The sequence below is a fragment of the Dietzia sp. 179-F 9C3 NHS genome (assembly GCF_045369825.1).
In the GTDB taxonomy this organism is placed as follows: Bacteria; Actinomycetota; Actinomycetes; order Mycobacteriales; family Mycobacteriaceae; genus Dietzia.
Window position 1 is genome coordinate 181,926 of sequence record NZ_JBIQES010000004.1, and the last position, 26,270, is coordinate 208,195.

At 73.4% G+C, this 26,270-nt stretch carries 15 protein-coding genes; 7 read left to right on the forward strand and 8 right to left on the reverse strand.

The features are described 5' to 3' along the window. The first annotated feature begins 51 nt into the window (after positions 1 to 51). Together pks13 and ACH0BZ_RS07115 are read left to right on the forward strand one after the other, a co-directional pair. Entirely contained in the window at positions 52 to 5,046 is a 4,995-nt protein-coding gene (pks13, locus tag ACH0BZ_RS07110; protein WP_406897319.1) for a polyketide synthase Pks13, read from the forward strand. Further along, a complete protein-coding gene (locus tag ACH0BZ_RS07115) occupies positions 5,043 to 6,596 on the forward strand; it encodes an acyl-CoA carboxylase subunit beta (protein ID WP_406897320.1) in 1,554 nt (517 codons plus the stop codon). Before pks13 ends, ACH0BZ_RS07115 begins: the two co-directional genes overlap by 4 nt. 20 nt (positions 6,597 to 6,616) lie before the next feature. Here the strand turns inward: ACH0BZ_RS07115 and ACH0BZ_RS07120 are convergent, their stop codons facing one another. From ACH0BZ_RS07120 to ACH0BZ_RS07150, 7 genes are all read right to left on the reverse strand, one after another. Then, on the reverse strand, positions 6,617 to 9,973 hold the full coding sequence (locus tag ACH0BZ_RS07120; protein ID WP_406897321.1) for an arabinosyltransferase domain-containing protein: 3,357 nt from the start codon (positions 9,971 to 9,973) through the stop codon (positions 6,617 to 6,619). A 22-nt stretch (positions 9,974 to 9,995) separates the two neighbouring features. After that, positions 9,996 to 13,346, reverse strand: coding sequence for an arabinosyltransferase domain-containing protein (locus ACH0BZ_RS07125; RefSeq protein ID WP_406897322.1), 3,351 nt, complete (start codon positions 13,344 to 13,346; stop codon positions 9,996 to 9,998). 13 nt (positions 13,347 to 13,359) lie between these two features. Then, the gene (locus tag ACH0BZ_RS07130) at positions 13,360 to 15,330 is read right to left on the reverse strand and encodes an arabinofuranosyltransferase (protein ID WP_406897323.1); all 1,971 of its coding nucleotides are present in this window, start codon (positions 15,328 to 15,330) and stop codon (positions 13,360 to 13,362) included. 7 nt (positions 15,331 to 15,337) lie between these two features. Then, positions 15,338 to 16,108 (reverse strand): decaprenylphospho-beta-D-erythro-pentofuranosid-2-ulose 2-reductase, encoded by a 771-nt coding sequence (locus ACH0BZ_RS07135; protein WP_406897324.1) that lies wholly within the window; start codon positions 16,106 to 16,108, stop codon positions 15,338 to 15,340. Between the two features lie 43 nt (positions 16,109 to 16,151). After that, positions 16,152 to 17,510, reverse strand: a complete 1,359-nt coding sequence (locus ACH0BZ_RS07140; protein WP_406897402.1) for an FAD-binding protein — start codon at positions 17,508 to 17,510, stop codon at positions 16,152 to 16,154. Between the two features lie 71 nt (positions 17,511 to 17,581). Continuing rightward, the gene (locus ACH0BZ_RS07145) at positions 17,582 to 18,997 is read right to left on the reverse strand and encodes a lipase family protein (protein ID WP_406897325.1); all 1,416 of its coding nucleotides are present in this window, start codon (positions 18,995 to 18,997) and stop codon (positions 17,582 to 17,584) included. A 283-nt stretch (positions 18,998 to 19,280) separates the two neighbouring features. Beyond that, positions 19,281 to 19,469 (reverse strand): hypothetical protein, encoded by a 189-nt coding sequence (locus ACH0BZ_RS07150; RefSeq protein ID WP_406897326.1) that lies wholly within the window; start codon positions 19,467 to 19,469, stop codon positions 19,281 to 19,283. A gap of 369 nt (positions 19,470 to 19,838) precedes the next feature. Here ACH0BZ_RS07150 and ACH0BZ_RS07155 point away from each other — a divergent pair, with 369 nt between their 5' ends. The 5 genes from ACH0BZ_RS07155 (at position 19,839) to ACH0BZ_RS07175 (ending at position 25,219) form a co-directional block, all read left to right on the forward strand. Further along, positions 19,839 to 21,032: an alpha/beta hydrolase gene (locus ACH0BZ_RS07155; RefSeq protein WP_406897327.1), complete on the forward strand. Its 1,194-nt coding sequence runs from the start codon at positions 19,839 to 19,841 to the stop codon at positions 21,030 to 21,032. Positions 21,033 to 21,094: 62 nt separating this feature from the next. Next, a complete protein-coding gene (locus tag ACH0BZ_RS07160) occupies positions 21,095 to 21,619 on the forward strand; it encodes a GtrA family protein (RefSeq protein ID WP_406897328.1) in 525 nt (174 codons plus the stop codon). A gap of 99 nt (positions 21,620 to 21,718) precedes the next feature. Further along, entirely contained in the window at positions 21,719 to 22,147 is a 429-nt protein-coding gene (locus ACH0BZ_RS07165) for a GtrA family protein (protein ID WP_406897329.1), read from the forward strand. Positions 22,148 to 22,224: 77 nt separating this feature from the next. Continuing rightward, complete coding sequence (locus ACH0BZ_RS07170; protein WP_406897331.1) at positions 22,225 to 24,096, forward strand: glycosyltransferase; 1,872 nt, start codon at positions 22,225 to 22,227, stop codon at positions 24,094 to 24,096. Between the two features lie 130 nt (positions 24,097 to 24,226). Then, entirely contained in the window at positions 24,227 to 25,219 is a 993-nt protein-coding gene (locus ACH0BZ_RS07175) for a hypothetical protein (RefSeq protein WP_406897332.1), read from the forward strand. A 441-nt stretch (positions 25,220 to 25,660) separates the two neighbouring features. On the opposite strand, the gene ACH0BZ_RS07180 is transcribed toward ACH0BZ_RS07175, so the two are convergent. Beyond that, entirely contained in the window at positions 25,661 to 26,266 is a 606-nt protein-coding gene (locus ACH0BZ_RS07180) for a TIGR03086 family metal-binding protein (protein WP_406897334.1), read from the reverse strand. Positions 26,267 to 26,270 lie beyond the last annotated feature (4 nt).

Here is a 26,270-nt window from a genome sequence, read left to right on the forward strand (position 1 = left end):
GCCGCAGGGGGCGGACGCACGGAATCGAGCGAGCGGAAGGCGAGCCACACCATGTCACAGAGCGAGATGACGGTCGCGGAGCTCCGCGGCTGGCTGCGGGACTGGGTCTGTCGCTCGACGGGCCTCGACGCCGCCAAGGTCACCGACGACCGCTCGCTCGAGGAGTACGGCTTGTCCTCGCGGGATGCGGTCTCGCTCAGCGCCGACCTCGAGGACCTGCTCGGCCGCCCCCTCGATGCCACCGTCGCCTACCAGCACCCCACGATCGCCTCGCTCGCCGAGTACGTGGTCAACGGCCCGGCGGAGGAGGAGATCCCCACCGACCTCCACACGTTCCGCCAGCGCGGCGCGGGCATGGAGTTCGACGTGGCCGTCATCGGCCTGGCGACCCGCTTCCCCGGCGGCGCCGACTCGCCGGAGGCCACGTGGGAGCTGCTCGCCGGCGGCCGCGACGCCACCGGCCCGCGCCCGGCCACCCGCTGGTCCGAGTGGGCGGGCGACGCCTACGTGCAGCAGGTGCTCGCCGAGGCCCCCGACCGGGGCGGCTGGCTGCGCGACTCCGAGGTGCGGGACTTCGACGCCGAGTTCTTCGGCATGAGCCCCCGCGAGGCCGAGATGGTGGACCCGCAGCAGCGGATGGCCCTCGAGCTCACGTGGGAGGCGCTGGAGAACGCGCACCTGCCCGCGAGCGACCTCAAGGGCCGCGAGGTGGGCGTGTTCCTCGGCTCGTCCTCGAGTGACTACCAGGTGTTCCTCACCGCCGACTCGGCCGCGGCGTCGCCGTACGCCGTCACCGGCGCCTCCAACTCGATCATCGCCAACCGCGTCTCGTACACGTTCGACTTCCGCGGACCGTCGATGACGCTCGACACGGCCTGCTCCACGTCTCTGGTGGCGATCCACGAGGCCGTCAACTCGCTGCGCCTGCGGGAGTCCGACCTCGCGATCGCCGGCGGCGTCAACATGATGCTCGCCCCCGCCGCCACGATGGGCTTCGCCAAGACCGGTGCCGCCCTGAGCCCGGACGGGCGGATCAAGGCGTTCTCCTCGGAGGCCGACGGCATCTGCCGCGCCGAGGGCGGCGGCGTGTTCGTCCTCAAGCGTCTCTCGGAGGCCGAGCGCGACGGCGACCAGGTCCTCGCCGTGATCAAGGGCTCCGCCGTGAACTCCGACGGCCGCTCCAACGGCATGACCGCGCCCAACCCGGACGCCCAGGTCTCCGTGCTGCGGCAGGCCTACGCGGACGCCGGCGTGGACCCGCGGGACGTCGACTACATCGAGGCCCACGGCACCGGCACGATCCTCGGCGACCCCATCGAGGCCACCGCCCTGGGCCAGGTGCTCGGCCGCGGCCGCGACGCCGACCGTCCCGCCCTGCTCGGCTCCGCCAAGACCAACTTCGGCCACATGGAGTCCGCGGCCGGCGCGGCCGGGCTCGCCAAGATCGTCCTGGGAATGCGGCACGACGCGCTGCCGCCCACCCTCAACTTCGCGGGCCCCAACCCGTACATCGACTTCGACGCCGCGCGCCTGAGCGTGGTCACCGAGACCACCGCCTGGCCGCGCTACAGCGGCCGCGCCCTCGCGGGCGTCTCCGGCTTCGGCTTCGGCGGCACCAACGCCCACGTCGTGGTGGCGGAGTACCGGCCCGAGGCCCCCGAGGCGCCGGTCGACGCCCCGGCCGCGGAGGTCGGCGAGGAGGCCGACGACGACGTGGCCCGCTGCGTGTCCGAGGCCGTCGTGCGCAACGCCGACGAGCTGGCCACGCTCGGTACGGTCGCCCGCGACGGCGAGGGGCTCGCCCCGGCGGCCACGGTCCTCGTGGTGTCCGGCTCGCTACCCTCGCGCCGCAAGGCCACCGCGGGGCAGATCGCGGACTGGCTCGAGCAGCAGGACGACACGCTGGACCTCGGCGCCGTCGCCCGCACCCTCGCCACCCGCAACCACGGCCGCTCCCGGGGCGCGGTGGTGGGCCACTCGCGCGCCGAGCTCGTCGCCGGCCTGCGGGCGCTGGCCGCCGGCGATCCGGGGCCGGGCGTGTTCAGCGCCGACGCCCCCGCCGGCACCGGCGACGTGTGGATCTTCGCCGGCTTCGGCGCGCAGCACCGCAAGATGGCCAAGGAGCTGTACCTGTCCAACCCGCTGTTCGCCTCGTGCCTGGACGCGGTGGACGAGCTCATCGACTTCGAGGCCGGCTACCGCGTCGCCGAGATGTTCCTCGACGACTCGGTGACCTACGGCGTCGAGACCGCCCAGGTGGGCATCTTCGCCATCCAGGTGGCCCTGGTCGACACGCTCCGGGCGCTCGGGGCCAAGCCCGAGGCCGTGATCGGCCACTCGATGGGCGAGGTCGCGGCCGCGTACGCCTCCGGCGGGCTGAACCTCGAGGACGCGGTGCGCGTGATCTGCGTGCGCTCGCGCCTCATGGGCGACGCCGAGCAGCAGGTGTCCGACGAGGACGCCGGCGCCATGGCGCTCGTCGAGTACTCGGCGGACGAGGTGGCGGAGATCATCGCCGCGAACCCGCAGTTCGCCTCGATCGAGCCCGCCGTCTACGCCGCCCCCACCCACACCACGGTCGGCGGTCGTGCCAAGCCGGTGGCCGACTTCGTGGCCTGGGTCGAGGAGCAGGGCAAGTTCGCCCGCCAGTTGCAGGTCCGCGGCGCCGGCCACACCTCGGACGTCGACATGCTGCTGGGCGAGCTCGCCGCCGAGATCGCCGGTCTCGACCCGCGCCCGCTCACCTCGGGCCTGTTCTCCTCGGTGGACCGCGAGACGTTCTACCGCGCCGGCCACGAGCCGATCCACGCGGAGGAGTACTGGGTCAAGGGCATGCGCCACCAGGTGTGGTTCACCCAGGCCGTCCGCAAGGCCGTCGAGGCCGGGTACGTGACGTTCCTCGAGTTCGCGCCCAACCCCGTCGCCGCCATGTCGGTGGCCGCGACGTGCTTCGACGCCGGGCTCTCCGAGCCCAACCTGCTGTACACGCTCAAGCGCAAGGAGTCGGAGTCCGACACCCTGCTCCACGCGATCGCGCAGCTGTACGTGCACGGCCACGAGATTGACATGGCCTCGGTCGTGGAGATGCTCCACGGCCACGTCACGGGTCCCGGCCGCTACGCCGCCGTCCCCGGCACGGCGTGGAAGCGCCGCACCCTGTGGCCGCAGGTCACCGCCGGCGGCGGCTCGGGCGAGGGCCGCATGCCGGGCGCGCACGTGGCGCTGCCCGACGGCCGCCACGCCTGGCAGGTCCAGGCCGCGGCGGTGCCGAGCGTCGATGCCCTCATGCAGTCCGCTGCCGCGTCGGTCCTCGACGGCGCCTCGCTCACGGCCGTGAACCGCCCGGGGGTCCTCCCGGCGGCGGGCCCGGTGACGACGACGATGACCCCGCACCCCGGCGGCGCCTCGCTGCAGGTCCACGCCCACGGCGCGAACCCCGGCGAGTTCTCGCTCGTCGCGGAGTGCGCGGTCACCGGCGGCACGCCGATCGACCCCGACCAGGTGCCCGAGCCGCACTACGTCTCCGCCGAGTCCGACGCCCCGGTGGTGGAGGCCGGGGACGACGACGAGGCCGACACCCGTTGGAGCCCGGATTCCGGCGAATCGATCGCCGACCGCCTCGCCCGGATCGTCGCCTCGTCGATGGGGTACAGCCCCGACGACCTCCCGCGCGAGCTGCCGCTGCTCGACCTGGGACTGGACTCGCTCATGGCGGTGCGCATCAAGAACCGCGTCGAACACGAGTTCTCCATCCCGCCGCTCGAACTGCAGGCGATGCGCGACGCGTCGCTGGACGACGTCGTGGAGATGGTGACCTTTGCCGTGGAGAACCCCGAGGCCGTCGGCGAGCTCGCCGAGAAGCAGGCCGCCGGAGAGGGCGCGGTCGATGTGGAGGCGCTGAGGGGCGGGGCCGCGTCCGGATCCGGCGCCGCGACGGACACCTCGTCGTCGCCGGACATCCACATCGCCCCCCGCGACGACACGGAGCGGCTCGCCTTTGGCGCCTGGGCCGTGGTCACCGGCACCGCGGCACCGGGAGTGCTCGGCGCGCTGCCGGAGATCGACGACGCGCAGCGCGAGGCGCTGGCCGTCCGCCTGTCCGAGCGCAGCGGCGGCGACGTCACCGCCACCCAGCTCAGCGGGTGCACGTCCATCGCCGACGTGGCCGACCTGCTGCGGCCGTTCACCGAGGCGGCCGTCGAGGGCGACGTGCGCGTACTGCGCGAGGGGTCGGACGTGGCCACCCCGCTGTTCCTCTTCCATGCCGCCGGCGGGTCGTCGCTCGTGTACGAGCCGCTCGTCGAGCGCCTCGGCGCCGACACGCCCGTCTACGGCGTCGAGCGCACCGAGGGGCCGCTCGCCGAGCGGGCCGCCGGCTACCTGGCGCGGATTCGCGAGCTCGCCGCCGGCCGGCCCGTCGCGCTGGGCGGCTGGTCCTTCGGCGGCGCGCTCGCCGTCGAGGTGGCGCGCCAGCTGCGGGCCGCCGGCGACGAGGTGGCGCTGGTCGTGCTGCTCGACACCGTGCAGCCGTCCGAGCCCGTCCCGGACACCCTCGACGAGGCCGAGCAGCGCTGGAAGCGGTACTCGGAGTTCGCCGAGAAGACCTACGGGCTCGACGTGGAGGTGCCGCGCGAGTTCCTCGCCGAGCACGGCGAGGACGGCGTCCTGGCCATGCTGCTCGAGGGCCTGGGCTCGGAGGCCAACGCCATGGGTGGCGGGGTGATCGAGCACCAGCGGGCCAGCTTCGTGGACAACCGGATACTGCAGAGCGTGGACCTGGGGGCGTGGGCGTCCGTCGGCGCGGCGGTGCCGTTCGTCCTCTACCGCGCCGAGCGCATGCACGACGGCGCGATCGAGCTCGAGCCCCGGTACGCGCACGTCGATCCCGACGGCGGCTGGGCCGCGATCGTCGACGACCTGGAGATCGTGCAGCTGCGCGGGGACCACCTGGCTGTGGTGGACGAGCCCGAGGTCGGTACGGTCGGTAAGCATCTGGCGCGTCGGCTCGCCGAGATCGACGCGGGACGGAAGGGAGCGGGCGCGTGAGCAACAAGACCACCGCCGAGAAACTGGCCGACCTGCGGGTCAAGCTCGAACAGTCGCAGGACCCGGGCAGCGAGCGGGCCAAGGCCAAGCGCGCCGCCGCCGGCGGCACCCCGCCGCGGGTGCGCATCGCCGAGCTCCTCGACGCCGGCAGCTTCGTGGAGATGGGCCAGCTCGCCAAGGCGCCCGGCAACGCCGACAACCCGTTCGGCGACGGCGTGGTGACCGGTCGCGGCACCATCGAGGGCCGCCCGGTCTGCGTGTACGCGCACGACAACACGGTGTTCGGCGGCTCGGTCGGCGAGGGCTTCGGCAAGAAGGTCTGCGCGATCATGGACCTGGCCATCAAGATCGGCTGCCCGATCATCGGCATCAACGACTCGGGCGGCGCCCGCGTCCAGGACGCCGTCACCTCGCTCGCGTACTACTCGGAGATCGGGCGCCGCCAGTACCCGGCCTCCGGGCTCGTACCGCAGATCTCGATCATGCTGGGCAAGTGCGCCGGCGGCGCCGTCTACGCGCCCGTGACCACCGACTTCGTGGTGGCCGTGCAAGACCAGGCGTACATGTTCATCACCGGGCCCGACGTGATCAAGAAGGTCACCGGCGAGGACATCACGATGGACGAGCTCGGCTCCGCCCTGCAGCAGGCCAAGAACGGCAACGTCAACCACGTGGCCGTGAGCGAGCACGATGCCTTCGCCTACGTGCGCCAGCTGCTCAGCTTCCTGCCCTCCTCCGCCAGCGAGAAGCCCCCGCGAATCAACCCGGGCCTCGAGCCCGAGCGCACCGAGTCCGACCTCGTGCTCGACGAGATCATTCCGGACTCGGACAACGCCGCCTACGACATGCACGACATCCTCGTGCGGATGTTCGATGACGGCGAGTTCATCGAGACCTCCGGCCAGTTCGCGCCCAACATCATCACCGGCTTCGCGCGCGTCGACGGCGAGGCCGTGGGCGTCGTGGCCAACCAGCCGCTACACCTGTCCGGCGCGCTCGACATCGACGCCTCCGAGAAGGCGACGCGGTTCATGCTGATCTGCGACGCCTACTCCATACCGATCGTCTACGTGGTGGACACCCCCGGCTACCTGCCGGGCGTGCAGCAGGAGAAGCTCGGCATCATCCACCGCGGCGCCAAGATGGGCTACGCGGTGGCCGCGGCCTCCGTGCCCAAGGTGACGTTCGTCGTCCGCAAGGCCTACGGCGGCGCCTACGCCGTGATGGGCTCCAAGAACCTCGGCGGCGACCTCAACTTCGCCTGGCCCACCGCCCGCATCGCCGTCATGGGCGCCGAGGGGGCCGTCGACCTGCTGCAGCGCCGACAGATCGAGGAGGCCGGCCCGGTCGAGGGGCCCAAGCTCCGCCAGCAGCTCATCGACATGTACAACGAGTTCATCGCCACGCCGTACACGGCCGCCGAGCGCGGCTACATCGACGCGGTGATCGAGCCGTCCGAGACCCGCCTCATGCTCCGCAAGGCGCTCGCGCAGCTCAAGGACAAGACCCGTACCGAGTCCCCGCGCAAGCACCCGATCATGCCGATGTAGCAGGGCGGGCGCGGCCCACCTCACCTCGGGTTGGTCACGAAGATCGGGCCCTGGGGGCTCCACCAGCCCCAGCGGCTTCGGGTCTCGGTCGTGACCTCGGCGGGCCTGACCGGCGTGCGCTGGTAGGTGCCCAGGGGCGTGTACGCCTCGATCGAGCCCCAGTCGCGGTTCCAGTCGTCGGTCAAGTACGAGGGGATCGTGCGGGCGCGCTGTCCGGTCTCGATCCAGCCGAGCGGGCCGCCGCCCTCGTAGGACTGCCAGGTGTCCGTGGAGCTCACGGCCAGCGCGCGGTCGGGCAGGATCCGGTACCGGGGCGGCTCGGCCACGCCGGCGTGGTGCTCGAACGGGCGCTGGCACGGGAACTGCAGGCTCACGGCCCAGTCGACGAGCACGGGCACGTCCGAGCCGATCATCTCTTGGACGGTCTGCAGTTCGGGCGCGCGCGGTGGGGTGATGGCCGCCCACTGGTCGGGGGTGAGGTCGCCGTCGCGGACGATGACGCGCATGACGTCGGCGTCGGCGGGGACGTCGTCCATGTCCACCCGCAGGTTGCGCCACGAGGGGGCGGGGCCGATGTCGAACGGCACGACCGGCTCGCCGACGAGCTCGGCGGTGGCACCGTCGCCGCCCGAGCGCCCGAACTCCACGGTGACGTCCTGGCCGTAGCGGTACAGGCCGTCGGAGTCGAAGCGGCCGATGCGGCCGGCGGCGGACACGACGAGCAGCGGGTGGTCCTCGCGGTTCTCGGGCAGGCGGTACCAGCCGGTCTCGAGCCGGGCCTCGCCGGGCGAGGCGTGGGAGCCGAGGACCGGCGTGGTGGCGGGATCGAGGCCGAAGGGGAGGGCGACGGTGGAGTCGTTGACGCCGCGGGCACCCTGGCCGCCTGAGGTTCCGGCGCTCTCGCCGGTGTTCACGGACGGGCCGCCCCCGGGCTCGGTGGTGGTGTTGGCGGCGCCGGCATCGGTGACGACGGCGTCGGCGGACAGGTCCGGGGCCACGCCGTTGGGGCTGAACCCGGTGTTCTCCCCGGCCTCGATCGCGGCGGCGAGCTCCTCGGCCGGCACGGCGCCGTCTGGGCCGGGCTCGGAGCCGAGCGGGACGAGCATGCCGGCGTTGGCGTCGGGCTCCACGAGGACCTCGTCGGCGAGCATGCAGGGGTCGCCGGCGATCGCGGAGAGGTTGCCCTCGGCGATGGTGTAGGCCGGGTACTGCTTGGTGAGGCCCTTGGCGAAGGAGGCCACGTTGACCACGACGAGCAGGCCGGCCACCACGGCGATGGGCGCGGCGGCCAGGGTGCGTATCCGGCGGCGCCCCTCAGAGGTGCGGGGCGCGGTGGACCCGATGTAGTCCTGCCGGAGGTGCTGCCAGCCGGCGTAGGCGAAGGTGATGACGGCGAGGAGGAGCAGGACGCCGGAGGCTTCGATGCCCCGCACGCTGGGCGCCTTGTCCCACCAGGGGATGCCGAAGCTCGAGACGTACCACCAGCCGTTGGGCCCGGCGAAGCCCAGGGCGAGCACCATGAGGGTGATCCCGAGGAACACCGTGCGGTTGCGCGCGGTGCGGACCGCGGAGGCGGCGATCGCGAGGGCGCCGAGCGCGGCGATGGCGCCGCCGATGCCGGCGTAGACGCCGAAGTGGTGGGTCCACTTGGTGGGCGAGAACATCATGAAGAAGGCGGTGCCCACGACCACGCCCACGAGACGCCAGGTCGGGCCGACGGCGGCGCCGGGGACCTTGCCGCGGCGGAGCACGATGGCGATCACCACGACCAGGCAGAGCAACACGAGCAGGACGGGCAGGCGGCGGGGCAGGCCGCCGTCGACCGTGGGCTGCATCAGGTAGTAGTACCGGATGAACTCCTCGAACCAGCTGTGGTTGGGGCCGATCTCGCCGCGGACGCGGATGGCCTCGAGGACGGAGGCGAGCGACTGCACGCCGAAGACGCTGATGAGCACCATGGTGCCGGCGGCGAGGACCGGGGCCAGCAGGGCGAGGTGGGAGCCGATGCGGCGGCCGCGCACCACCACGGTGCGCACCATGGGCCGCAGGCCCATGACGAGGGCGGCGACGGCCATGAGGCCGGTGGGCCCGGTGGCCAGCGAGAACGACGCGATGATGACGGCGACGGCGAAGGGCAGGATGCGCCGGGTGGCGATGGCGCGTTCGACCGAGGTCCACGTGAGCAGGGCGCCGAGGGCGATGACGGGCTCGGGGCGCAGGCCGTTGTTGTATGCCATCCAGAAGGCGAGGAAGACGGCGGCGGAGCTCCACACGACGACCGGCGTGGTGCGGGCGGCGCGGCCGAGCCGGGGCAGGACCTCGCGACTGATGACGAGCCAGCACAGGATGGCGGCGATGAGCGCGGGCAGCCGCATCCACGGGCTGGCGGTGGAGACGTGCGAGAACAGGGTGAGCAGGTCGTAGTACGGGGACCCGAAGGGCGATTCGGGGACGCCGTACCAGCGGTAGTAGTTGGCCATGTAGCCCGCGGGGTCGGCGGCGCGGGCCATGGACAGGATGTAGCCGTCGTCCGAGGTGTTGCCGCCGACGAGGTGCCAGATCCCGAGCGTGCCGATCACCGCGACATCCGGGGCGCGGAGCCGGAACCAGGCGCGGGGCAGGAAGCGGCGGTCGCGGCGGCCGTCGGTCTGGTCGAGCCCGTGCAGGGCCCACAGGGCCACCGCGGTGGCCACGAGTCCCAGGACGATCGCGATCCACTTGAGGACGGTGGGCTCGGTGGTGAAGCGCGAGTCCACCTCCACGGCCACGTCGATCCCGTCCGGGGCGGTGTCCGTCGGCAGGTCGGAGTACAGGCCCACGACCATGGGGCGCAGGGTGGGGGACTCGACGAGCCGGGCCGCGTCGTCCATGCCCACGAAGTCGGCCTCGACGTGCGTCGGTCCGGCCATGACGGTGATCTGCGAGCAGGCGCCGCCCGCGACCTCGTCGCGCGGCATCGAGGCGATGACCCTGCCACGGGTCACCACGTCCACGGTCTGAGCGGACGCGCGGACGAAGAGGCCGCGTTCGCCTGCCTCCTCGCCGCCGGCCGGGACGGTGGAGAGCAGGATCCCGCCGTCCTCCGGCAGGTCGCCGACCAGGGCGCACGGCAGGGTGGCGGTGACGCTCTGCGGCGAGTGGGCCATGAGCGGCGCGGAGACGGACTCGACGGACCCGTTCTGCGGCCAGTGCACGGTGGCGGTGGTCTGGGAGACCGGCAGGAACGGCAGGGCGAGGAAGCACAGGGCGCCGATGAGGCCCGAGACGATCGCGACGACGCGGAGTCGCGCGACCCGGGGATCGGTGGACGCCGGGCCGGGAGCGGGGGCCGGGGCCCGGTCGTCGGCGGGGCCGTTCGCGGCGGGAGAGGCTGACACGACCCCCGATTCTAGGGGACGCTCAGTACATCGGGCCCGGACCCGTCCAGCCCCAGCGCGTCGTGCTGCCGTGGACGATCTCGGCGGGCACGGCGTCGGGGTCCAGGGGCTCGAACCGCTGGAGTGAGCCCCAGTCGCGGGACCAGTCGTGGTCGAGGTAGGCGGGGACGGTGACGGGCTCGACGGTCTGGGTGGTCCACAGCAGCGGGCCGCCACCGCCGGCGCTCTGCCACCAGTTGGCGGCGGAGGAGGACTCGCGGTCGGCGAGGATCCGGTAGCGCGGCACCTCGGCCACGCCCCCGTTGTGGACGAACGGCCGCTGGCAGGGGAACGCCAGGCCCACCACCCAGTCGATGAGGACGGGGTCGGTGTGCCCCACCACCTCGTCGAGCGTCCGCAGGCGCGGGTTGCGCGGCGGGGTCACGGCCAGCCACCAGTCGGGGTCGAGGTTGCCGTCGGTGGCCACCACGCGCACGACCTCGGCCTCCTCGGGGATCTGCTCGAGCGGGATCCGGAGGTTGCGCCAGGCGGGGGCGGGGCCGATGTCGATGGGGGTCATGGAGCCCATCACCTCGAAGTCGGTGGGGCCGGAGGCGCCGACGCGGCCGGGGCGACCGTACTCGATGGTGACGTTGCCTCCGCCGATGCGGCCGGCGGCCGCCATGACGAGCAGCGGCCGGTTGGCGCTGCGGCCGGGCAGCTCGTACCAGGCGGAGGTGAGCTCGGCGGCGACCTGCGGGCCGCGACGGTAGGAGCCGAGGACCGGGGTGGTGTCGGGGTCGAGGCCGAAGGGCAGGGCGACGGTGGAACCGTTGACGGTGACGGCGCCGCGGCCGCCGGTGGTGCCGGCGTCGACGCCGTCGCCGGGCTCGCGCTCCCCGAGCTCGGACTGGGCGAGGGAGCCGGCGGACTCGGTGCTGGCCACGGTGATCGAGTCGGGCAGGCCGTTGGGCGCGAACCCGCTGACCCCGCCGGCGCCGAGGGAGACGTCGGGTCCGGCGCCGAGGGCCTCGAGTACGCCGTCGTTGGAGTCCTCTTCCACGAGGACCGCGTCGGCGAGCGCGCACGGCTCCCCGGTGAGGGCGCGGATGTTGGACCGGCCCACCGAGTAGGCGGGGGACTGGACGAAGACGGCGGTGACGGCGGAGGCGAGCTCAAAGACGACGAGGGCGAACGCCACCGCGGTGAGCGGGGCGGCGTCGATGCCGGGCCCGCTGCCGGTGCACGCCCGGGTGCCGTTGGCGCGGGCAGCGCGGGACGCGGGGGTGTCGGGGGCGCGGCGCAGGAACGGCAGGACGCGGCCGAGCCGCCGGGTGACGATCTCGCCGGGGGAGTCGGGCAGGAGCCCGGTGTGGATGAGGCCGGCGACGAGGACGCAGACCAGGGCGGCGATGAAGGCGGCGTAGTTGACCTGGACGCCGCCGATCGCCGGGAAGGAGGACGAGAAGGGGATGCCGTAGTCGGAGACGTACCACCACGTGTTGTCGGTGGCGGTGGACAGGCCCACGACCAGGCACAGGGCGGCGCCGACGAGCCAGCGGCTCCGGCTCAGGGAGACCGAGCTCGACCGCAGGGCGATCACGGCGAGGACGGCGAGCGCCCCGGCGAGGCCGGCGAACACGCCGAAGTGGTGGGTCCACTTGGTGGGGGTGAACACCAGGAGGAGCAGCGAGCCGGCGATCACGCCGACGAGTCGGCGTGAGGGGCCGGCGGCCGCGCCGGGGACGTTGCCACGCCGCAGCATCACGGCGATCACGAGCGCCAGGCACATGAGCATGAGCAGGACGGGGAAGCGGCGCGCCACGCCGCCGTCGGCGGACACCCCGAACAGCGCCACCCAGCGGTCCTTCTCTCCGTACCAGGGCAGGCTGGGCCCCAGCTCGGTGCGGATGCGGGTCGCCTCGAGGACCGCGGACACGGTCTGGTCGGCGAACACCGTGTAGAGCAGCGCGAGGCCCACCGCGAGCACGGGGCCGAGGATCGGCGCCCAGCCGATCACGCGGGCGCGGCGGCGGAGGCTGCGGAGGTACTCGCGGGAGCCGGCGGCGAGCGCGGCCACGCACATGAGGCCGGTGGGGCCGGCGCCGAGGGAGAACGCGGCCACGCCGATCGCGGCGACACCGGGCACGAGGCGCCGGGTGGCGATGGCCCGCTCGACGAGCGACCACGTGAGCAGGGCGCCGAGCGCGATCACGGGCTCGGGGCGCAGGCCGTTGTTGAACGCCATCCAGAAGGCGAGGAAGAGGGCGGCGCCGGTCCAGCGCGGCCGGTACCAGCGGCGGGCCAATCGGCCCAGGCGCGGCACCACCTCGCGGCTGATGATGAGCCAGGCGAGGATGCCGCACGCCAGGGTGGGCAGCCGCATCCACGGGCTGGCCGTGGACACCTCGGCAAAGACCCGGAGGATCTCGTAGTACCAGCCCACCGGCGACTCGGGGGAGCCGAGCCAGCGGTAGTAGTTGGCCATGTAGCCGCTGGGCCCGGCGGCGCGGGCCATGGTGAGCAGGTAGCCGTCGTCGGAGGTGTTGGCGCCCACGAGGTGCCAGAAGCCGAGGACGGCGATCACCACGCCGTCAACGGGGGACAGGCGTGTCCACGAGCGGGGGACGAACCGCCGGTCGCGGCGGCCGTCGATCGCGTCGAGGCGGTGGAGGTAGAACACCGAGGCGACGGTGGCGATCACGCCGATCACCATGAGCACGATCTTGAGCAGCGTCGGGCTGGAGGAGTACCGGGCGTCCACGGTCACGTCGACGGTCGCCGCGGCCATGCCGTCCGGGGCGGTGGCGGTGGTGAGGTCGGTGTAGACGCCGGTGACCTGCGGGCGCATGGTGCCCGGGACGGCGGCGCGGGTGTCGGGGCCGGCGTCCATCCCGGTGAGCTCGGCGACGAGGATCCCGGTCTCGGCCCGGACGCGCAGGGTCTCGCAGGCCGGGTCGCGGAGCTGGGAGACGGGCACCGAGAGCAGGGTGAGGTTGCGGACCACCACCTCGAGGACGGGGGTGTCGGTGGCGGTGCGGGAGCGCTGCACGACGAGCCCGTCGGAGACCCGTCCGGGCGCACCCTCCGGGAGGGTGGAGAACACCCGGGTGCCGTCGTCGACCTTCGCGAGCGCGTCGCAGGGCGCGGTGATGGTGAGGTCGAGCGGCCGGCCGGAGACGAGCGGCGCGGTGACGGAGGTGTAGTCCTCGCCGGGGGTCCAGTGGATCTCGGAGGTGTCCTGGTGAACGGGGAGGAACCCGGAGAGGACGGCGAGGAACGCGCCGAGGAAACCGGTGACCATCGCCATGAGGCGGTCGCGCGCCATGCCCTCGTAGGGGTGCAGTCCGAGTGGCTGCTCGTCGTCCCGGGGGCGCTCCCTCGTCGTCGTCACCTCCTCCGTCACCTCATCGCACCACGATCACGGCGAAGGGACCCACCTCGTGGACCCGGAAGTGGGGGCCGTCCACGGCCTCGGCGGGGATGGTGACGCCGAAGCGGCGGACGTTGGGATCGTTGGGGAAGGTGTCCTCGGCCAGGCGCAGCGAGTAGCCGGCCCCGGCGGGGCGGGTGACGATCGCGTCCGGGCCGCGCCAGTCGGTGCCGGTGAGCAGGGCGTACAGCGCGTCGGGGTCCTCGGCCTCCTCCCAGCCGATCATCGCCTCGTTGCGCTCGGCGTAGCGGCCCAGAGGGTTGGCGTAGTGGGAGGTGACGGCCTGGTAGGCCAGGTAGGGGTGGTAGGCGAGGAAGGCGTCGGCGGTGCTCGCGACGACGAGGTCGGTCCGCTCTCGCCCCGGGAACGCCTCCCGGATGACCCGGTCCACCTCCGCGTAGTGGGACTCCGGACCGGGCGGGTAGCGGTCGGCACGCTCGCCCGCCCCGTCGGTGTCCGTGTAGGCCAGCCGGATCTCGGTGTGCAGGTGCTCGGGGATCCCCTGCGCGTGGGTGAGGGCGGCCACCGCGGCGAGCACGCCCACCACGGCGCCGGCCCGGCGGCGACGGTCGGCGGCCTCGGCGGCGGGCCGCTCGCGGCGTCCCCCGTCGGCGGTCTCCCGGCCGGCCGCGCGGACGGCGAGGGCGGCGAGGTCGGTGAGCGCGAGGACGCCGGCCACGGCGAGGAACAGCACGAGCACGGGCTCGGTGCGGAAGCCGAGCAGGGTCGTCCCCAGCGCCGTCACCGCCATCGAGGCCAGGCACCACAGGTAGACGGCGGCCACGCCGAGTCCCAGGGCCTGCGCGCGCCGCGAGGTCCACGCGCGGGTCACGATCCACACCAGGCCGGCCAGGCAGAGCCAGCCGGTGAGCCCGCCCGCGGCCATGGGTAGCGGCAGGCGGGCGCCCGCGTCGGGCAGGTAGTGCAGCGCGGTGCCGGAGTCGGCGGGGGTGCCGCCGAGCGCGGCGAGCAGGTAGGGCGCCCACACGAGCAGGGCGATCGCGATCGAGCCGACCCCGATCACCGCGAGCCGCGCCGCCGGCAGCCACAGCGGGTACGGGCGCGCCGCGGCCGCGTCGGTGCCGGGCCGCCGCCGCGCGGCCCACCACGCGGCGGCCGTCGCGACCGCCGCCATGAGCACGACCGTGGCCGCGGCCAGACCGGTGTAGAGGGTGTACGTGCAGGCCGAGGCGCCGAGGAACAGCGTGGTGGCGACGGTGGCCCAGCGGCCGCCCCGGCGGGAGGTGGGCGCGACGGCGTGCCAGGCCAGGACGAGGGCCGGGGGAAGGAACAGGGCGACGACGGCGCCGTACGGCTCCGGGCTCGCGTGCGCCAGCACCACGGCCGTCGAGACCACGCCCACCACCGCGCCGAGGTCGGTGCGCAGCAGCCGGGTCCACAGCACCGTCAGCAGCGCGGCCGCCACCGCCAGCGAGAGGATCGACCACGGCTTGTACGCCGCCCAGCCCTCCGTGCCGGTCAGGTTGGCGAACCGCCCGCCCAGCCAGAACCAGCCCGACGGGTAGTAGGACGGCAGGTCCGCGTACGCCATGTCGGGCAGGCCGAGCGAGGTGGTGGACCGGGTGAGGAACTGCGTGCGGAACTCCTGGTCCACGCTCACGCCGTGCAGGTACAGGCGGCTGGCCGCGAGCGGGATCCCGAGCGTGGCCGCCACGAGCAGCGCCGAGCCGGTGGGGGCCGCGAGCTTGCCCAGGCGGACCAGCGCCGCCCGGCCGCCGGGCCGCTCGCCCGCGCGGGCCAGCAGGACGGCCGCCACGACGAGCGCGAGCGCCGCGGCCTGGCCCACCACGGTGAGCGCCTGCAGGACGTTGGAGTTGCCGTAGGCGGGAAAGGAGACCAGCGAGAACGCCCCGAGCACGACGGCGGTGACGGCCGCGGCGAGCAGAGTCGCGGCGGCCGCCAGGCCGGTCCCCCTGAGCGTCACCGCGGTCTCAGAAGGGGAGCTTGCGGAAGATCGGGCGCGGGACGTGGGTGAGGACGGCCATGACGCCGCCGAACGCGGCGGGGGCGAACACGGCGCCCTTGTCGCGGCCGGAGTTCTTGACGGCGATGCGCGCCACCTCGTCCTTGTTGACCGTGAGCGGCGCCTCCTTGACGTGCGCCGACATGCGGGTCCGGACCTGTCCGGGGCGGATCACCAGCACGTCCACGCCGTGCTCGGACAGCGCGTAGCCCAGGCCGGTGTAGAAGGAGTCGAGCCCGGCCTTGGTGGAGCCGTAGACGAAGTTGGAGCGGCGGGCGCGCAGGCCGGCGGCCGAGCTCATGGCGATGATCCGGCCGTAGCCCTGCGCCTTCATCTTCTCCGCGAGCAGCACGCCCACCGACACGGCGCCGGTGTAGTTGATCTGCGCGATCTGGACGGCCTTGCGCTGGTCGGACCAGAGCTCCTCGTTCTCGCCGAGCAGGCCGAAGGCGACGATCGCCACGTCGACGTCGCCGCCCGCCCCGGCCGCGAAGCACTGCTGCAGCGCGGCGGGGTGGGTGTCGGTGGCGGCGGCGTCGAAGTCGACCACCTCCACGGCGGTCGCCCCCGCCGCCGTCATCTGGGCCCGGGCGTCCTCGACCCCCGGGTCGCCGGGCAGGCAGGCCAGGATCACCCGCATCGGGCCCTGCTGGAGGTACTCCTCACAGATGGCCAGGCCGATCTCGGAGGTCCCGCCGAGCAGGAGCAGGGTCTGGGGCACGCCGACGGCATTGATCATGGGTGCGATCCTAGCGGGGAGCACCGACGCCAGCGCGGAGCCGCTACACGAGTTCGAGGCGGCGGCCCATGTCGGAGACGAAGACCCCGTTCGGGTCGACCTCGCGCCGGGTGGCGATCCACGAGTCGATCTCCGGGTACATGGCGTGGAAGCGCTCGGCCGGGACGCGGGAGTCCTTGGCGGTGTAGAGGCGGCCGCCCATCGACATCACCTTGGCGTCGAGGGCGTTGACAAAGGAGTTGAGGCGGCTGTTGATGGGGAAGTCCACGCAGACGTTCCAGCCCTCCATGGGGAAGCTCAGCGGCGCCTGGTTGCCGGGGCCGAAGAGCTTGAACACGTTGAGGAAGGAGTAGTGCCCCGAGCGCTGGATGTCGCCGATGATCTCCTTGAAGCCCTCGACCTCGCCGGGCGGGACGATGAACTGGTACTGCAGGAAACCCGCAGGTCCCATGGCCCGGTTCCACTCCGAGAACAGGTCGAGCATGTGGTAGAACTGCGGCAACGTCTTGATCTGGTCGCGCCGCGTCCCGCCCAGCCGGTAGTACGCCTCGCCCACCAGGCTGAACGAGTACTTGTTGGCCAGGCCGTTGGGGAAGACGTCCGGGAACGTCAGCAACGGCTTGGCGTCCATCCGCAGCGGGTCCTTGGCCAGCTCCGGCGCGTGCTCGGAGAGCTGGTCCAGGGTGGCCAGCGAGCCGCGGGAGACGGCCGCGCGGCCGAGCTTGGGCGGCGCGCTGATCGCGTCGAACCACGCCGAGGAGTACGTGTATTTCGACTCCGAACCGTCGGTGTGCAGCGCGATGGTCTCGTCGAGGGTCGAGGTCTGGTCGTCGTCGGCCAGGAAATACGCCGTCTCGGTGCGGGTCATGGCGATCCACACCTTGAGGATCACGCCGGTGAGGCCGTTGCCGCCGACGGTGGCCCAGAACAGCCGGCCCTCCGGGTCGTCGGCCGTGCCGCCGGGCTCGAGGGTGAGCACGCGGCCGTCCGCGACGAGCAGCTCCATGCGGGTGACGTGGTTGCCGAACGAGCCGGCCGAATGGTGGTTCTTGCCGTGGATGTCGTGCCCGATCGCCCCGCCCACGGTGACCTGGCGCGTGCCGGGCAGGACCGGCACCCACAGGCCGAACGGCAGCGCGGCCCGCATGAGCTGGTCCAGGTTGACGCCCGCGTCCACCACGGCGACCGCCGACTCGGCGTCGAGCACGTGGATACGGTTGAAGCGGGTCAGGTCCAGCACGAGCCCGCCCGAGTTCTGGGCCGAGTCCCCGTAGGAGCGGCCGAGCCCGCGCGCCACGACGCCGCGGCGCAGGTGGGCGGGGCCGCCCGCGTTGGCGTCGTTGACCGCGGCCACCGCCGCGGAGATCTCCTCCACCGAGCGCGGCGTGAGCACGTGGCTCATCGCCGGGGCGGTGCGGCCCCAGCCCGTGAGGCGCTTGAGCTCGGTGTCCAGGGCGGTGTTCTGCGGGGTGCTCACGGCCTCGAGGTTACCGCCCGGCAGCCGGCGGTGAACGGCACGCCGCGGGCGCGGGCGTCCACCCAGTCCAGCGCGGGGCCGATGGCGGTGTAGGCGGCGGTGACGTGCTCGCCCGCGACCGGCGTGTACTCGACGTCCGCGCCCGCCTCGCACCACTCGTCGACCAGGCGGTGCGCGGTCCACTCGGGGACGAAGACGTCGCCGGGGCCGCGCGAGGACCCCGGGCCGGGGCCGATCGGGACGCTCGCGTCACCGTGCCACACCTGGACCGGGCCGGTCGGTACCTCGCGCGGGTCGCCGCCGTTGTCCGGGTCCGGGCGGCCCAGCCGGTTGTGTGCCATCACGCGCAGCACTGTGGGGTCGCGGCGCGGGTCCACGTCGGTGAGCGCCGAGAGCGGGGCGGTGACGAGCCCGAGTGCGGTGTTGACGTCCGCGCACGCGTCGCGCATGAGGTGGGCCACCACGTCGCCGGTGTCGTTGAGCAGGGGGTAGAGCTCCGGGTACTCGCGGGCGATCCCGAACACCGCGGCCCGGTAGAGGCCGGACGCGAGGGTGCCGTCCATGGTGTCCACGAGGTCGGCGTAGTCGGCCGGGACGCCGCCGATGGACGATCCCTGCAGGACGCCGGTGAGCTCGGGGGCGTACACGGGCTGCATCTGCGCGGCCCAGCCGGTGGCGATCCCGCCGCCCGAGTAGCCCACCTGCACGACCCGCGAATCGGCGAACAGGGGTGGAGCGCCGGGGTCGGGGGCGAAGGCGCGGGCGGCGCGGATCCCGTCGAGGACCGCGCGGCCGTTGGCGCGGCCCGCGGCGTAGGCGGCCCTGGGGCCCTCGAAGTCGGTGAGCACGAGCCCGTACCCGCGGTCGGCGAGGATCTGTAGGAACGGCGGCATCTCGAGGTTGAACTCGTGGCGCAGCTTGTACGAGGGCATGCACTCGAGCCCGAGCGAGTCGATCGTCACGTTGTACGCCACCAGCGGCCGGGGCCCCGGCCCGGTCCAGGGCGTGCCGGGCTCGATGATCGTCGAGACGATCTGCTGCGGCCGGTCGTGGGAGTCCGAACTCTGCACCAACACCTGGTGGGCGCGCCCGAGGTCGCGCACGTTGAACCACGGGATGTCGATGCGGCGCGTGGCGAGGATCGTGCCGCGCGGCGTCGCCGGGTCCACCGCCGGCGGCGCGGAATACCACGGGTCCGACGACGGGCTGGGACCGTACCGCTCCGGGGTGCGCTGCTCGGGTGGGGCCGGGCGCAGCGCCGCGAACGGGTCGGGCAGCGCCGCGGATCCCGCCGGCCCCGATCCCGGCGCCGGCTGCGCGGCCGCGCCGGGGACGCCGAGCAGCGCGCAGGTCGAGACCAGAGCTGCGCCGAGAACTCTCGCGGCGGGACGTCGGGGGCGAGGCGACCGCATGGCCGTACGCTAGCGCGGCCACCGTCCCGCTGGGCCCGTCTCGGCACCGGCAGCCCCTACTGCCCCTTTCGTCCCTGCGGCCCCGCCGCCGTCGCTGCTCTGCAGCCCCGCCGCCGCTGCTGCTGTCGCCTCTTCAGCCCCGCCGACGCTTCGTACGCGTAAGGGGCGTTCGTGCGGTGGATCCGCTGACATTCGTACGGATATGGGCACGAAGCGAGGCCGGGGCGCCCCCGGGGAGCCCCGGGAGCGGGCGAGACCGCCGCGGATCGCGCGGCGAGGGACTTCAGGCCGCGCGGCGGACGGCCGGCGTCGACAGGACGAGGCGGCCGGTGGGCGTGCACGACTGCGCCGCCGGCCGGGGGGCGGGCGTGCGCATCGGCGCCGTGGACGGGACGGCGCGGCCGGTAGGCGTGTACGAGAAGCCGGTCGGAGCGGTGTTCAGGGCGGAGTTTCGGTACTGCGACATGGTCATTCTCCGGGTAGTAAGGGGTTACCGACCGGTACGCCACGGCGGCGGTAACCGGCGGTCCTGCGGTGTGCGGTGCGGGGTCGGGCGGCGGCTCACCCGGGCTGGTGGCACGGACGGTGTACTCGTGCCGAGGTGCAGATGGGGTGGCCGGGGCGGATCGTCCCCGCGGGAATCGAACGCACTCGGCGGATGTGCCGTTGTCTGTTCGACCAGATGCGCGCTGGTGTGCGCGCGATGGGGAGAGGATGCCAGACCGGGGATGGCCGGGCAAGCCGGCGAGACGTATCGGCTGTCCAAACGGGCGGTGGACCCGTAGTATCACCGCCCGACACCCACCAGGCGGCGCCCCGCCGATCCGAAAGAGGCACCCAGATGTCGCATCGTCCGCACCGCCTGTCGTCCCTCGTCGTGGCCGCCCTCGTCGCGGCCACGGGGGCCGTCTCCGTCCCGGTCGCTGTCGCCCAGTCCGCCGGCTCCGATGTGGGGATGGTCAACTCTGCTGGGGGCGGCAGCGTCGACCCCTCGAGCGCCGCCGCCGGATCGGGGCACGTCGGCTCCGCCGGCTCCACGGAGTCCCAGTCCCTCGCTGCGCTGGGCGTGATGCCCCCGCTGGGCACCGGGTCGCAGAACACCGCGGCCGAGCCGGCGCTGCCGCAGGAGAACCCGCCGGTCACCGAGGTAAAGGTCGTCCGCCGGGAGAGCGATCCGCTCGTGCCCGACGCGCGCTTCACCCGCCTGTGGGTCTCCTCCGTGCAGATGAACCGCATCGTGCCGGTCGAGGTGATCCGCTCCGGTAACGAGAGCGGCCCCAAGCCGCGTCTCTACCTGCTCGACGGCGTGGACGCCCCCACCCCGAGCGGCTGGCTCCTGCCCGGCGACATCGGCACCAAGGTGGCCGACCGGAACGTGGACCTCGTCATGGTCCAGGGCGCGGACGCCTCCCTCTACGCCGACTGGCTCAACGACGACCCGGTCCTCGGCCGCAACAAGTGGGAGACCTTCATGACAAAGGAGCTTCCGGAGGCACTCGACGCCGAGCTCGGCGTCGCCCTGAAGACCGGCATCGCCGGGCTGTCGATGGGCGGCGGCGCGGCCGCGGCCCTCGCCGTCCGGCACCCCGAGAAGTACGAGGCCGTGGGCAGCCTCGGCGGGTGCTACTCGGCGGCCGACGACATCGGCTTCCTGCTCACCAAGGTCACCGTCGAGTCCCGCGGCGGCCAGCTCGGCAACCTGTGGGGCGAGCGCGGGGCGCCGGGTTACGCCGAGCACGACGTGATCCGGCACGCCGAGAAGCTGAGCGGCAAGACCCTGTACTTCTCCACCGCGACCGGCGTCCCCGGCCCCAACGAGTGGGCCCAGCACAACGGCGACATGCTCCGCTTCGTCCAGGGCGCCGGCCTCGAGCAGGCTGTCCACGCCTGCACCGTCAAGCTGGACCGCCGCCTCGACCAGGTGGGGGTGGACGCCCGGATCGACTACTTCCCGACCGGCCTGCACAACTGGGGCTCGTTCGGGCAGGGCGTCCAGCCGATGCTCGACACGCTGCTGCCGCGCCTGGGCGCCTGAGCACGGGGCGGCGCCGGGGTGGCGGGGTCCCGCTCCCCGGCGGGCCCTCTACCCTGGGGCGGGTGACCGACCACCGCACCGAGTCCACGGACCCCGCCGGGCACGGGCCCGGCCGCGAGTCCGTGGCCGACTCGATCGCCCACGCGCTGGACCCGCTCGACGCCCACCGGGTCTCCGACGCGGCGCACCCGACCGACCTCAAGACCCAGGTCGTCCGGTTCTTCCTCACGGGCGTCCTGTCGGCGATCGTCGACTACGGGCTGCTCCAGTTGTTCATGGCGTTCGGGATGCACTACGGCCCGGCCAAGGCGCTGTCCTTCGTGGCCGGCACGCTCACCGCCTACGCGCTCAACCGCCGGTGGACGTTCAACGCCGAGCCGTCGCGGGCCCGGTTCGTGGCCACGATGTGCCTGTACGCGGTGATGTTCGGCGTCCAGTGGGGCCTGTTCATGGTGCTCGTGCCGTGGTTCGACGGCATGGGCTGGAGCCACTTCTGGGCCACGACGGTCGGCTACGTCATCGCCCAGGGCGTCGCCACCGTCACCAACTTCGTCGTACAGCGGACCGTGATCTTCCGGGTGCGGTGAGGCGGCAGGGCACCGGGACGCGCCCTCACCACATCACCCACCAGTACTTGAAGGCGGCCGCGGCGCCGGACGGAACGGAACGTCGCGGCCTTCCTCGTCGTGGGCCTCGTCGGCTTCGCGGTGGATGCGGCCACCTACAACCTGCTCGTGTTCTTCGAGTGGCACGGCTGGTCCTGGCGGACCCTCGACGGGCACGGGATCCTGTTCTCGCACCCATTGACCGCCAAGATCATCGCGATCGCCGTGGCCACCGCCGTGACCTACGTGGGCAACCGGTACTGGGTGTTCACGGGACGGCGTGACGACGGCCATGCGCGCCACCTGGTGCTCTACACCGTGGTCAACGTCGCGGCGATCGGCCTTCAACTCGCGTGCCTCGGATTCTCCCGGTATGTCCTCGGCCTGGACAGCCCGCTGGCCGACAACGTGTCGGGCACGCTGATCGGGCAGATCGTGGCGGTGGTGTTCCGCTACTGGGCCTACGACACCCTGGTGTTCCGACGTCATCCGTCGGAGCGGGGCGACTAGCCTGGACGGCACCGACGGGCCCTGACCGGCCCGGCCACCGACGAACCCCGCGCCGACGTCAGGAGTGCACCCGCCACATGGACGCCACCACCGTGACCGCAGCCGCCGACCCCGCCGGCAGCGAGGCCGTCGAGCGGGGCCTGCTGCTGCAGCGCACCCTGTTCTCGGGGCCGCGCAAGTGGGTGAACGACGACCTGTACGCGCGGATCCTGCGCGGCGTGGTGCGCCGCACCCGCTCCGAGCTCCACCTCGAGGCCGGCGCGGTGGCCGACACCAACACCTACTTTGGCCGCTTCGAGGCCTCGTACTGGCAGCGCTGGACCGCGGTCACCGAGCTCACGATCCGCGTGACCCTGGAGTCCGAGGGCCAGGTGGACGTCCTGGTCCGCGCCTCAGACATCGGCTCGCACGTGCGGACCGTGGACGTGGTCCACCACCACGGTGAGGGCATGGCCGTTCTCCACGTGCCGGTGGACACCTACACCGACGGCGGCGCGTTGTGGCTCGAGTTCCATGCCGTGGACGCCCCGGCCACCGTGTCGGAGGTGGAATGGGGAACCACGACGACGAGGTCGGTCCGTCGCGCCGCCGTGGCCATCTGCACGTTCAACCGGGCCGACGACTGTGCGGCCACCGTCGACTCGCTGGCCTCCGACCCGCTGGTCGCGGACCTCATCGACGACCTCTACGTGACCGACCAGGGCACCGACCTCGTCGAGACCCGCGAGCAGTTCGCGCACGCCGCCGAGGAGTTCGGGGACCGGCTGCACTATCTGCGCCAGCCCAATCTCGGCGGCGCCGGCGGGTTCAGCCGCGGCCTGTACGAGGCCACGACGCCGGAGGCCCCCGGGCCGGTGGACGTGCTGCTCATGGACGACGACGTCCGTGTGGAGCCCGAGACCGTCCTGCGCCTGTTCGCCTTTGCCGCCGCCACCCGGGAGCCGATGCTCGTGGGCGCGCAGATGCTGTACCTGTTCAACCCGGACTACCTGCTCGTGTCCGGCGAGCGGACTGACCTCGCTCAACTCATGGGCGGGCTCGACTCCGACGAACTGGCCTTGCGCGACCAGTCGGTGGTGGAGGAGAAGCAGGAGCGGCGGATCGACGCCGAGTACAACGCCTGGTGGTCCTGCGTGATCCCCGGCGAGGCGGTGGAGCGGGTCGGCCTGCCCATGCCGTTCTTCTTCCAGTGGGACGACATCGAGTACGGCCTGCGCTGTCGCCAGGCCGGGATGCCCACGTGCACCCTGCAGGGGGCCGCGGTGTGGCACGCCGACTTCTACTGGAAGGACGGCGACGACTTCGGCCAGTTCTTCTCCCAGCGCAACGCGCTGACGACCGCCGCGATCCGTCAGGGGATCGCGCCGCGCGACATGGCCGGGAACCTCGCGCGCAGCGTGCTGCGGGCGATCGCGGCCATGCAGTACGGCCTCGCCGCCACCCGGATGCGTGGCATCGAGGCGTTCCTCGACGGGCCCGACGGGGCGCACGGCGTCGCCGACGGCGGGCAGGCGGCACTCGCGGCGATCCGCGAGGAACGGTCGGCCTACCCGGAGACCGTCAAGCTTCCCGTGGACGCGCTGCCCGCCGGCATCGGCGTGGAGCGCAAGGTGGGCATCCCGCGGGAGGACCGCGAGGACCAGGTGCTGGCCAAGCGTCTACTCGTCCAGAAGCTCGGGCGGCAGCGGCGCGGCGTGGTGGCGATCCCGTACGAGGACGCCGCCTGGTGGCACGTCTCGCTCTTCGACGAGGCCTACGTCACCGACGCCTCGCAGACCGGCGTGCACCACCGCAAGGTCGATCCCGCCCGGGCGACCGAGCTCAAGAAGCGGCTGGCAGCGTTGCTCGCGCGGTTCGTCCGCGAGACGCCCGCCGTGCAGGAGCGGTGGCGGGCCGCACAGCCGGAGCTGACCTCGCGGGAGAACTGGGCGCGGCTCTACGGGATCTGACCGCGCGCCGCTCCGTGGACGGGGCGTGCCGCCCCGTACGTTGTCCACAGCCCCGGGCGCATCCACAGGCGGTCCCGGATACGGGCCCGGACCCGGGGGAGCGGCGGACCGCGTGCCGCAGAGTGTGGGCATGAACGCACCCTCGCGCCCGGTTCCGTCAGCACCCCGCCCGATCCCGACCTCCGCCGCCTCGGGGACGCGCTTCCCGCGCGGCCCCCTGACCTCCGCGGAGCTCGCCGCGGTCGTGCCGGGCCGGCGGGCCCGCGATGGCTATATCCGGATGTGGCACGGCATGTACCGGCGCGCGGACCAGCCCGACGACCTCCGCCTGCGCGCGGTCGCCCTGGCCCGGTCCTGGCCGGAGGGCGTACTCCGCGGACGCAGCGCGGCGTTGCTGTGGGGCGACGACTCCGCACCCGGGGACGCGCCGCCGGAGATCTGGCTGCCGGCCACCCGCAGGGCGGTCCCCGGCCGCGTCTACCGGTACGGTGCGCTGCCGCCCTCGGCGGTCACCGAGGTGGACGGGCTGCGCGTCACCACGCCCCTGCGGACTTGCCGGGACCTCACGGCGGACCTGCCGCACGAGGACGCGGTGGTGGCGTTCGACCGGATGTGCGCGGCCGACCCCGGGCTCGAGGGGCTGCTCCGCGCCGCGACGGCCCATCCGTCCGGATCGGGTTCCGGCGCGCTGGCCGAGGTGCTGCGTGACCTCGAGCCGCGTGCCGGCTCGCCGGACGAGGCCCGCGCCCGGCTGGTCCTGCACGCGGCCGGTCACCGGGGGTTCGTGCACGGTCACGAGGTCGAGATCCGCCGGCGGAGAGCCGTCCCCTCGCTCGCCGATCCCGATGCCCGGGTCGCGGTGGAGGTGCGCAGCGGCCGGGAGTCGGTCGACGAGCGCGCCCGGGACGGCCGCACGTGGGCGGCGCTCCGCCGGGCCGGATGGACGATCCATGTGGTGCGGACCGACCCCGAGGCGGAGCCCACCCCGGGTCCTGCCCCCGGATCGGACGCGAGCTCGGTGTCGGCGGCGCTGCGGGCGCGCTGGCCGGCCACAGACGTCCTCGGACCGCTGATCGCGGACGCGACGGCCGACCCCCTCGGATGGTGGGCCCGGCCGGCGTGACGACGGCTCGCCGCTCTGGCCGGTCCGTCGCTCTGCCGGTCCGCCGCCTCCGCCCCGGCGACCCGTCGTCGCAAGGCTCCGGGGTTTCGCTCACTCGCGCAGGGCACCCGCTCGGGTGTCGCGCGGCAGTGTCGGCCTTCGGGGCGCCGCGCCCCGAGAATCAGCCTGCGCCACCCCGCCCAGTGAGCGAAAACGGCGCGCAGCCCTGCGCGAAACCTTCCGGCCCCGACGTGTCGCGCAGGTCTGGGCGGCTGATTCGCTCACATCGACGGTGCCGGCAGGAAGCGTGAGGGTTTTCCGCCGGGTTCGGTGAGGTCGGCGAGACCCACGAGACGTGTGGGGCGTCCGGTGTCCGCGAGCGTGGTGCGCGAGTGAGCGAATTCCCAGAGGGGCGACACCGGCACACCGGTACACCGGAGCCCGGTGCTCCCGCGCGGCGGCTCAGCGGGGCCGGTCGGCGGTCCAGCGGGGGTCGCGGCCGGTGCGGGCGAGGGCGGCGTCGCGTGGCGGGGTGCCGGGATCGTCGAAGCCGGGCACCGGCGGGTCGAAGAGGTCGGGCGCGGGGTTCTCGGCGAGGTCGTCGCCCACGAAGTCCAGGACGGCGCGGGCCAGCTCGTCGTCCCAGTGCAGGTCCAGGCCCTGCGAGGCGGCGAGGTCCCAGGCGTGCACGGCGAGGTCGAAGGTCTGCTGGCCCAGATAGTGGCGGGCGGGTGCCCGGCCGTAGGACAGGTGCACCTCGTCGTCGGCGGGCGTCCCCGTCCACGCCGCCGCCACGGGCTCGCGCAGCGCCGCCCACTCCTCGACGAGCTCCGGCCCGGTGGCCTCGCGGAGGCGGCGCAGCCGGTCCTCGAGGTCGTCGGCTACCTCGTCCACCGTGCCGCCGGCGAGCAGGCCCGGCACCCACAGCTGCTCGTCCACCACGTGGGCCAGCACCTCGCGGGCGGTCCACTCGCTACACGGGCTGGGCGCATCCCAGTCGGTGACGGCCGGCAGCACCCCGTCGTAGAGGTCGACGGCGCGGGCCTGCAGGGCGATCCAGTCGGTCATGGCA

Excerpts from the sequence above, each read along its gene's own strand:
- ACH0BZ_RS07170 (WP_406897331.1), top strand. The coding sequence starts at position 22,225 with ATGGACGCCACCACCGTGACCGCAGCCGCCGACCCCGCCGGCAGCGAG.
- ACH0BZ_RS07145 (WP_406897325.1), bottom strand. The coding sequence starts at position 18,997 with ATGCGGTCGCCTCGCCCCCGACGTCCCGCCGCGAGAGTTCTCGGCGCA.
- pks13 (WP_406897319.1), top strand. The coding sequence starts at position 52 with ATGTCACAGAGCGAGATGACGGTCGCGGAGCTCCGCGGCTGGCTGCGG.
- ACH0BZ_RS07155 (WP_406897327.1), top strand. The coding sequence starts at position 19,839 with ATGTCGCATCGTCCGCACCGCCTGTCGTCCCTCGTCGTGGCCGCCCTC.
- ACH0BZ_RS07135 (WP_406897324.1), bottom strand. The coding sequence starts at position 16,108 with ATGATCAATGCCGTCGGCGTGCCCCAGACCCTGCTCCTGCTCGGCGGG.
- ACH0BZ_RS07150 (WP_406897326.1), bottom strand. The coding sequence starts at position 19,469 with ATGACCATGTCGCAGTACCGAAACTCCGCCCTGAACACCGCTCCGACC.
- ACH0BZ_RS07175 (WP_406897332.1), top strand. The coding sequence starts at position 24,227 with ATGAACGCACCCTCGCGCCCGGTTCCGTCAGCACCCCGCCCGATCCCG.
- ACH0BZ_RS07180 (WP_406897334.1), bottom strand. The coding sequence starts at position 26,266 with ATGACCGACTGGATCGCCCTGCAGGCCCGCGCCGTCGACCTCTACGAC.
- ACH0BZ_RS07140 (WP_406897402.1), bottom strand. The coding sequence starts at position 17,510 with ATGAGCCACGTGCTCACGCCGCGCTCGGTGGAGGAGATCTCCGCGGCG.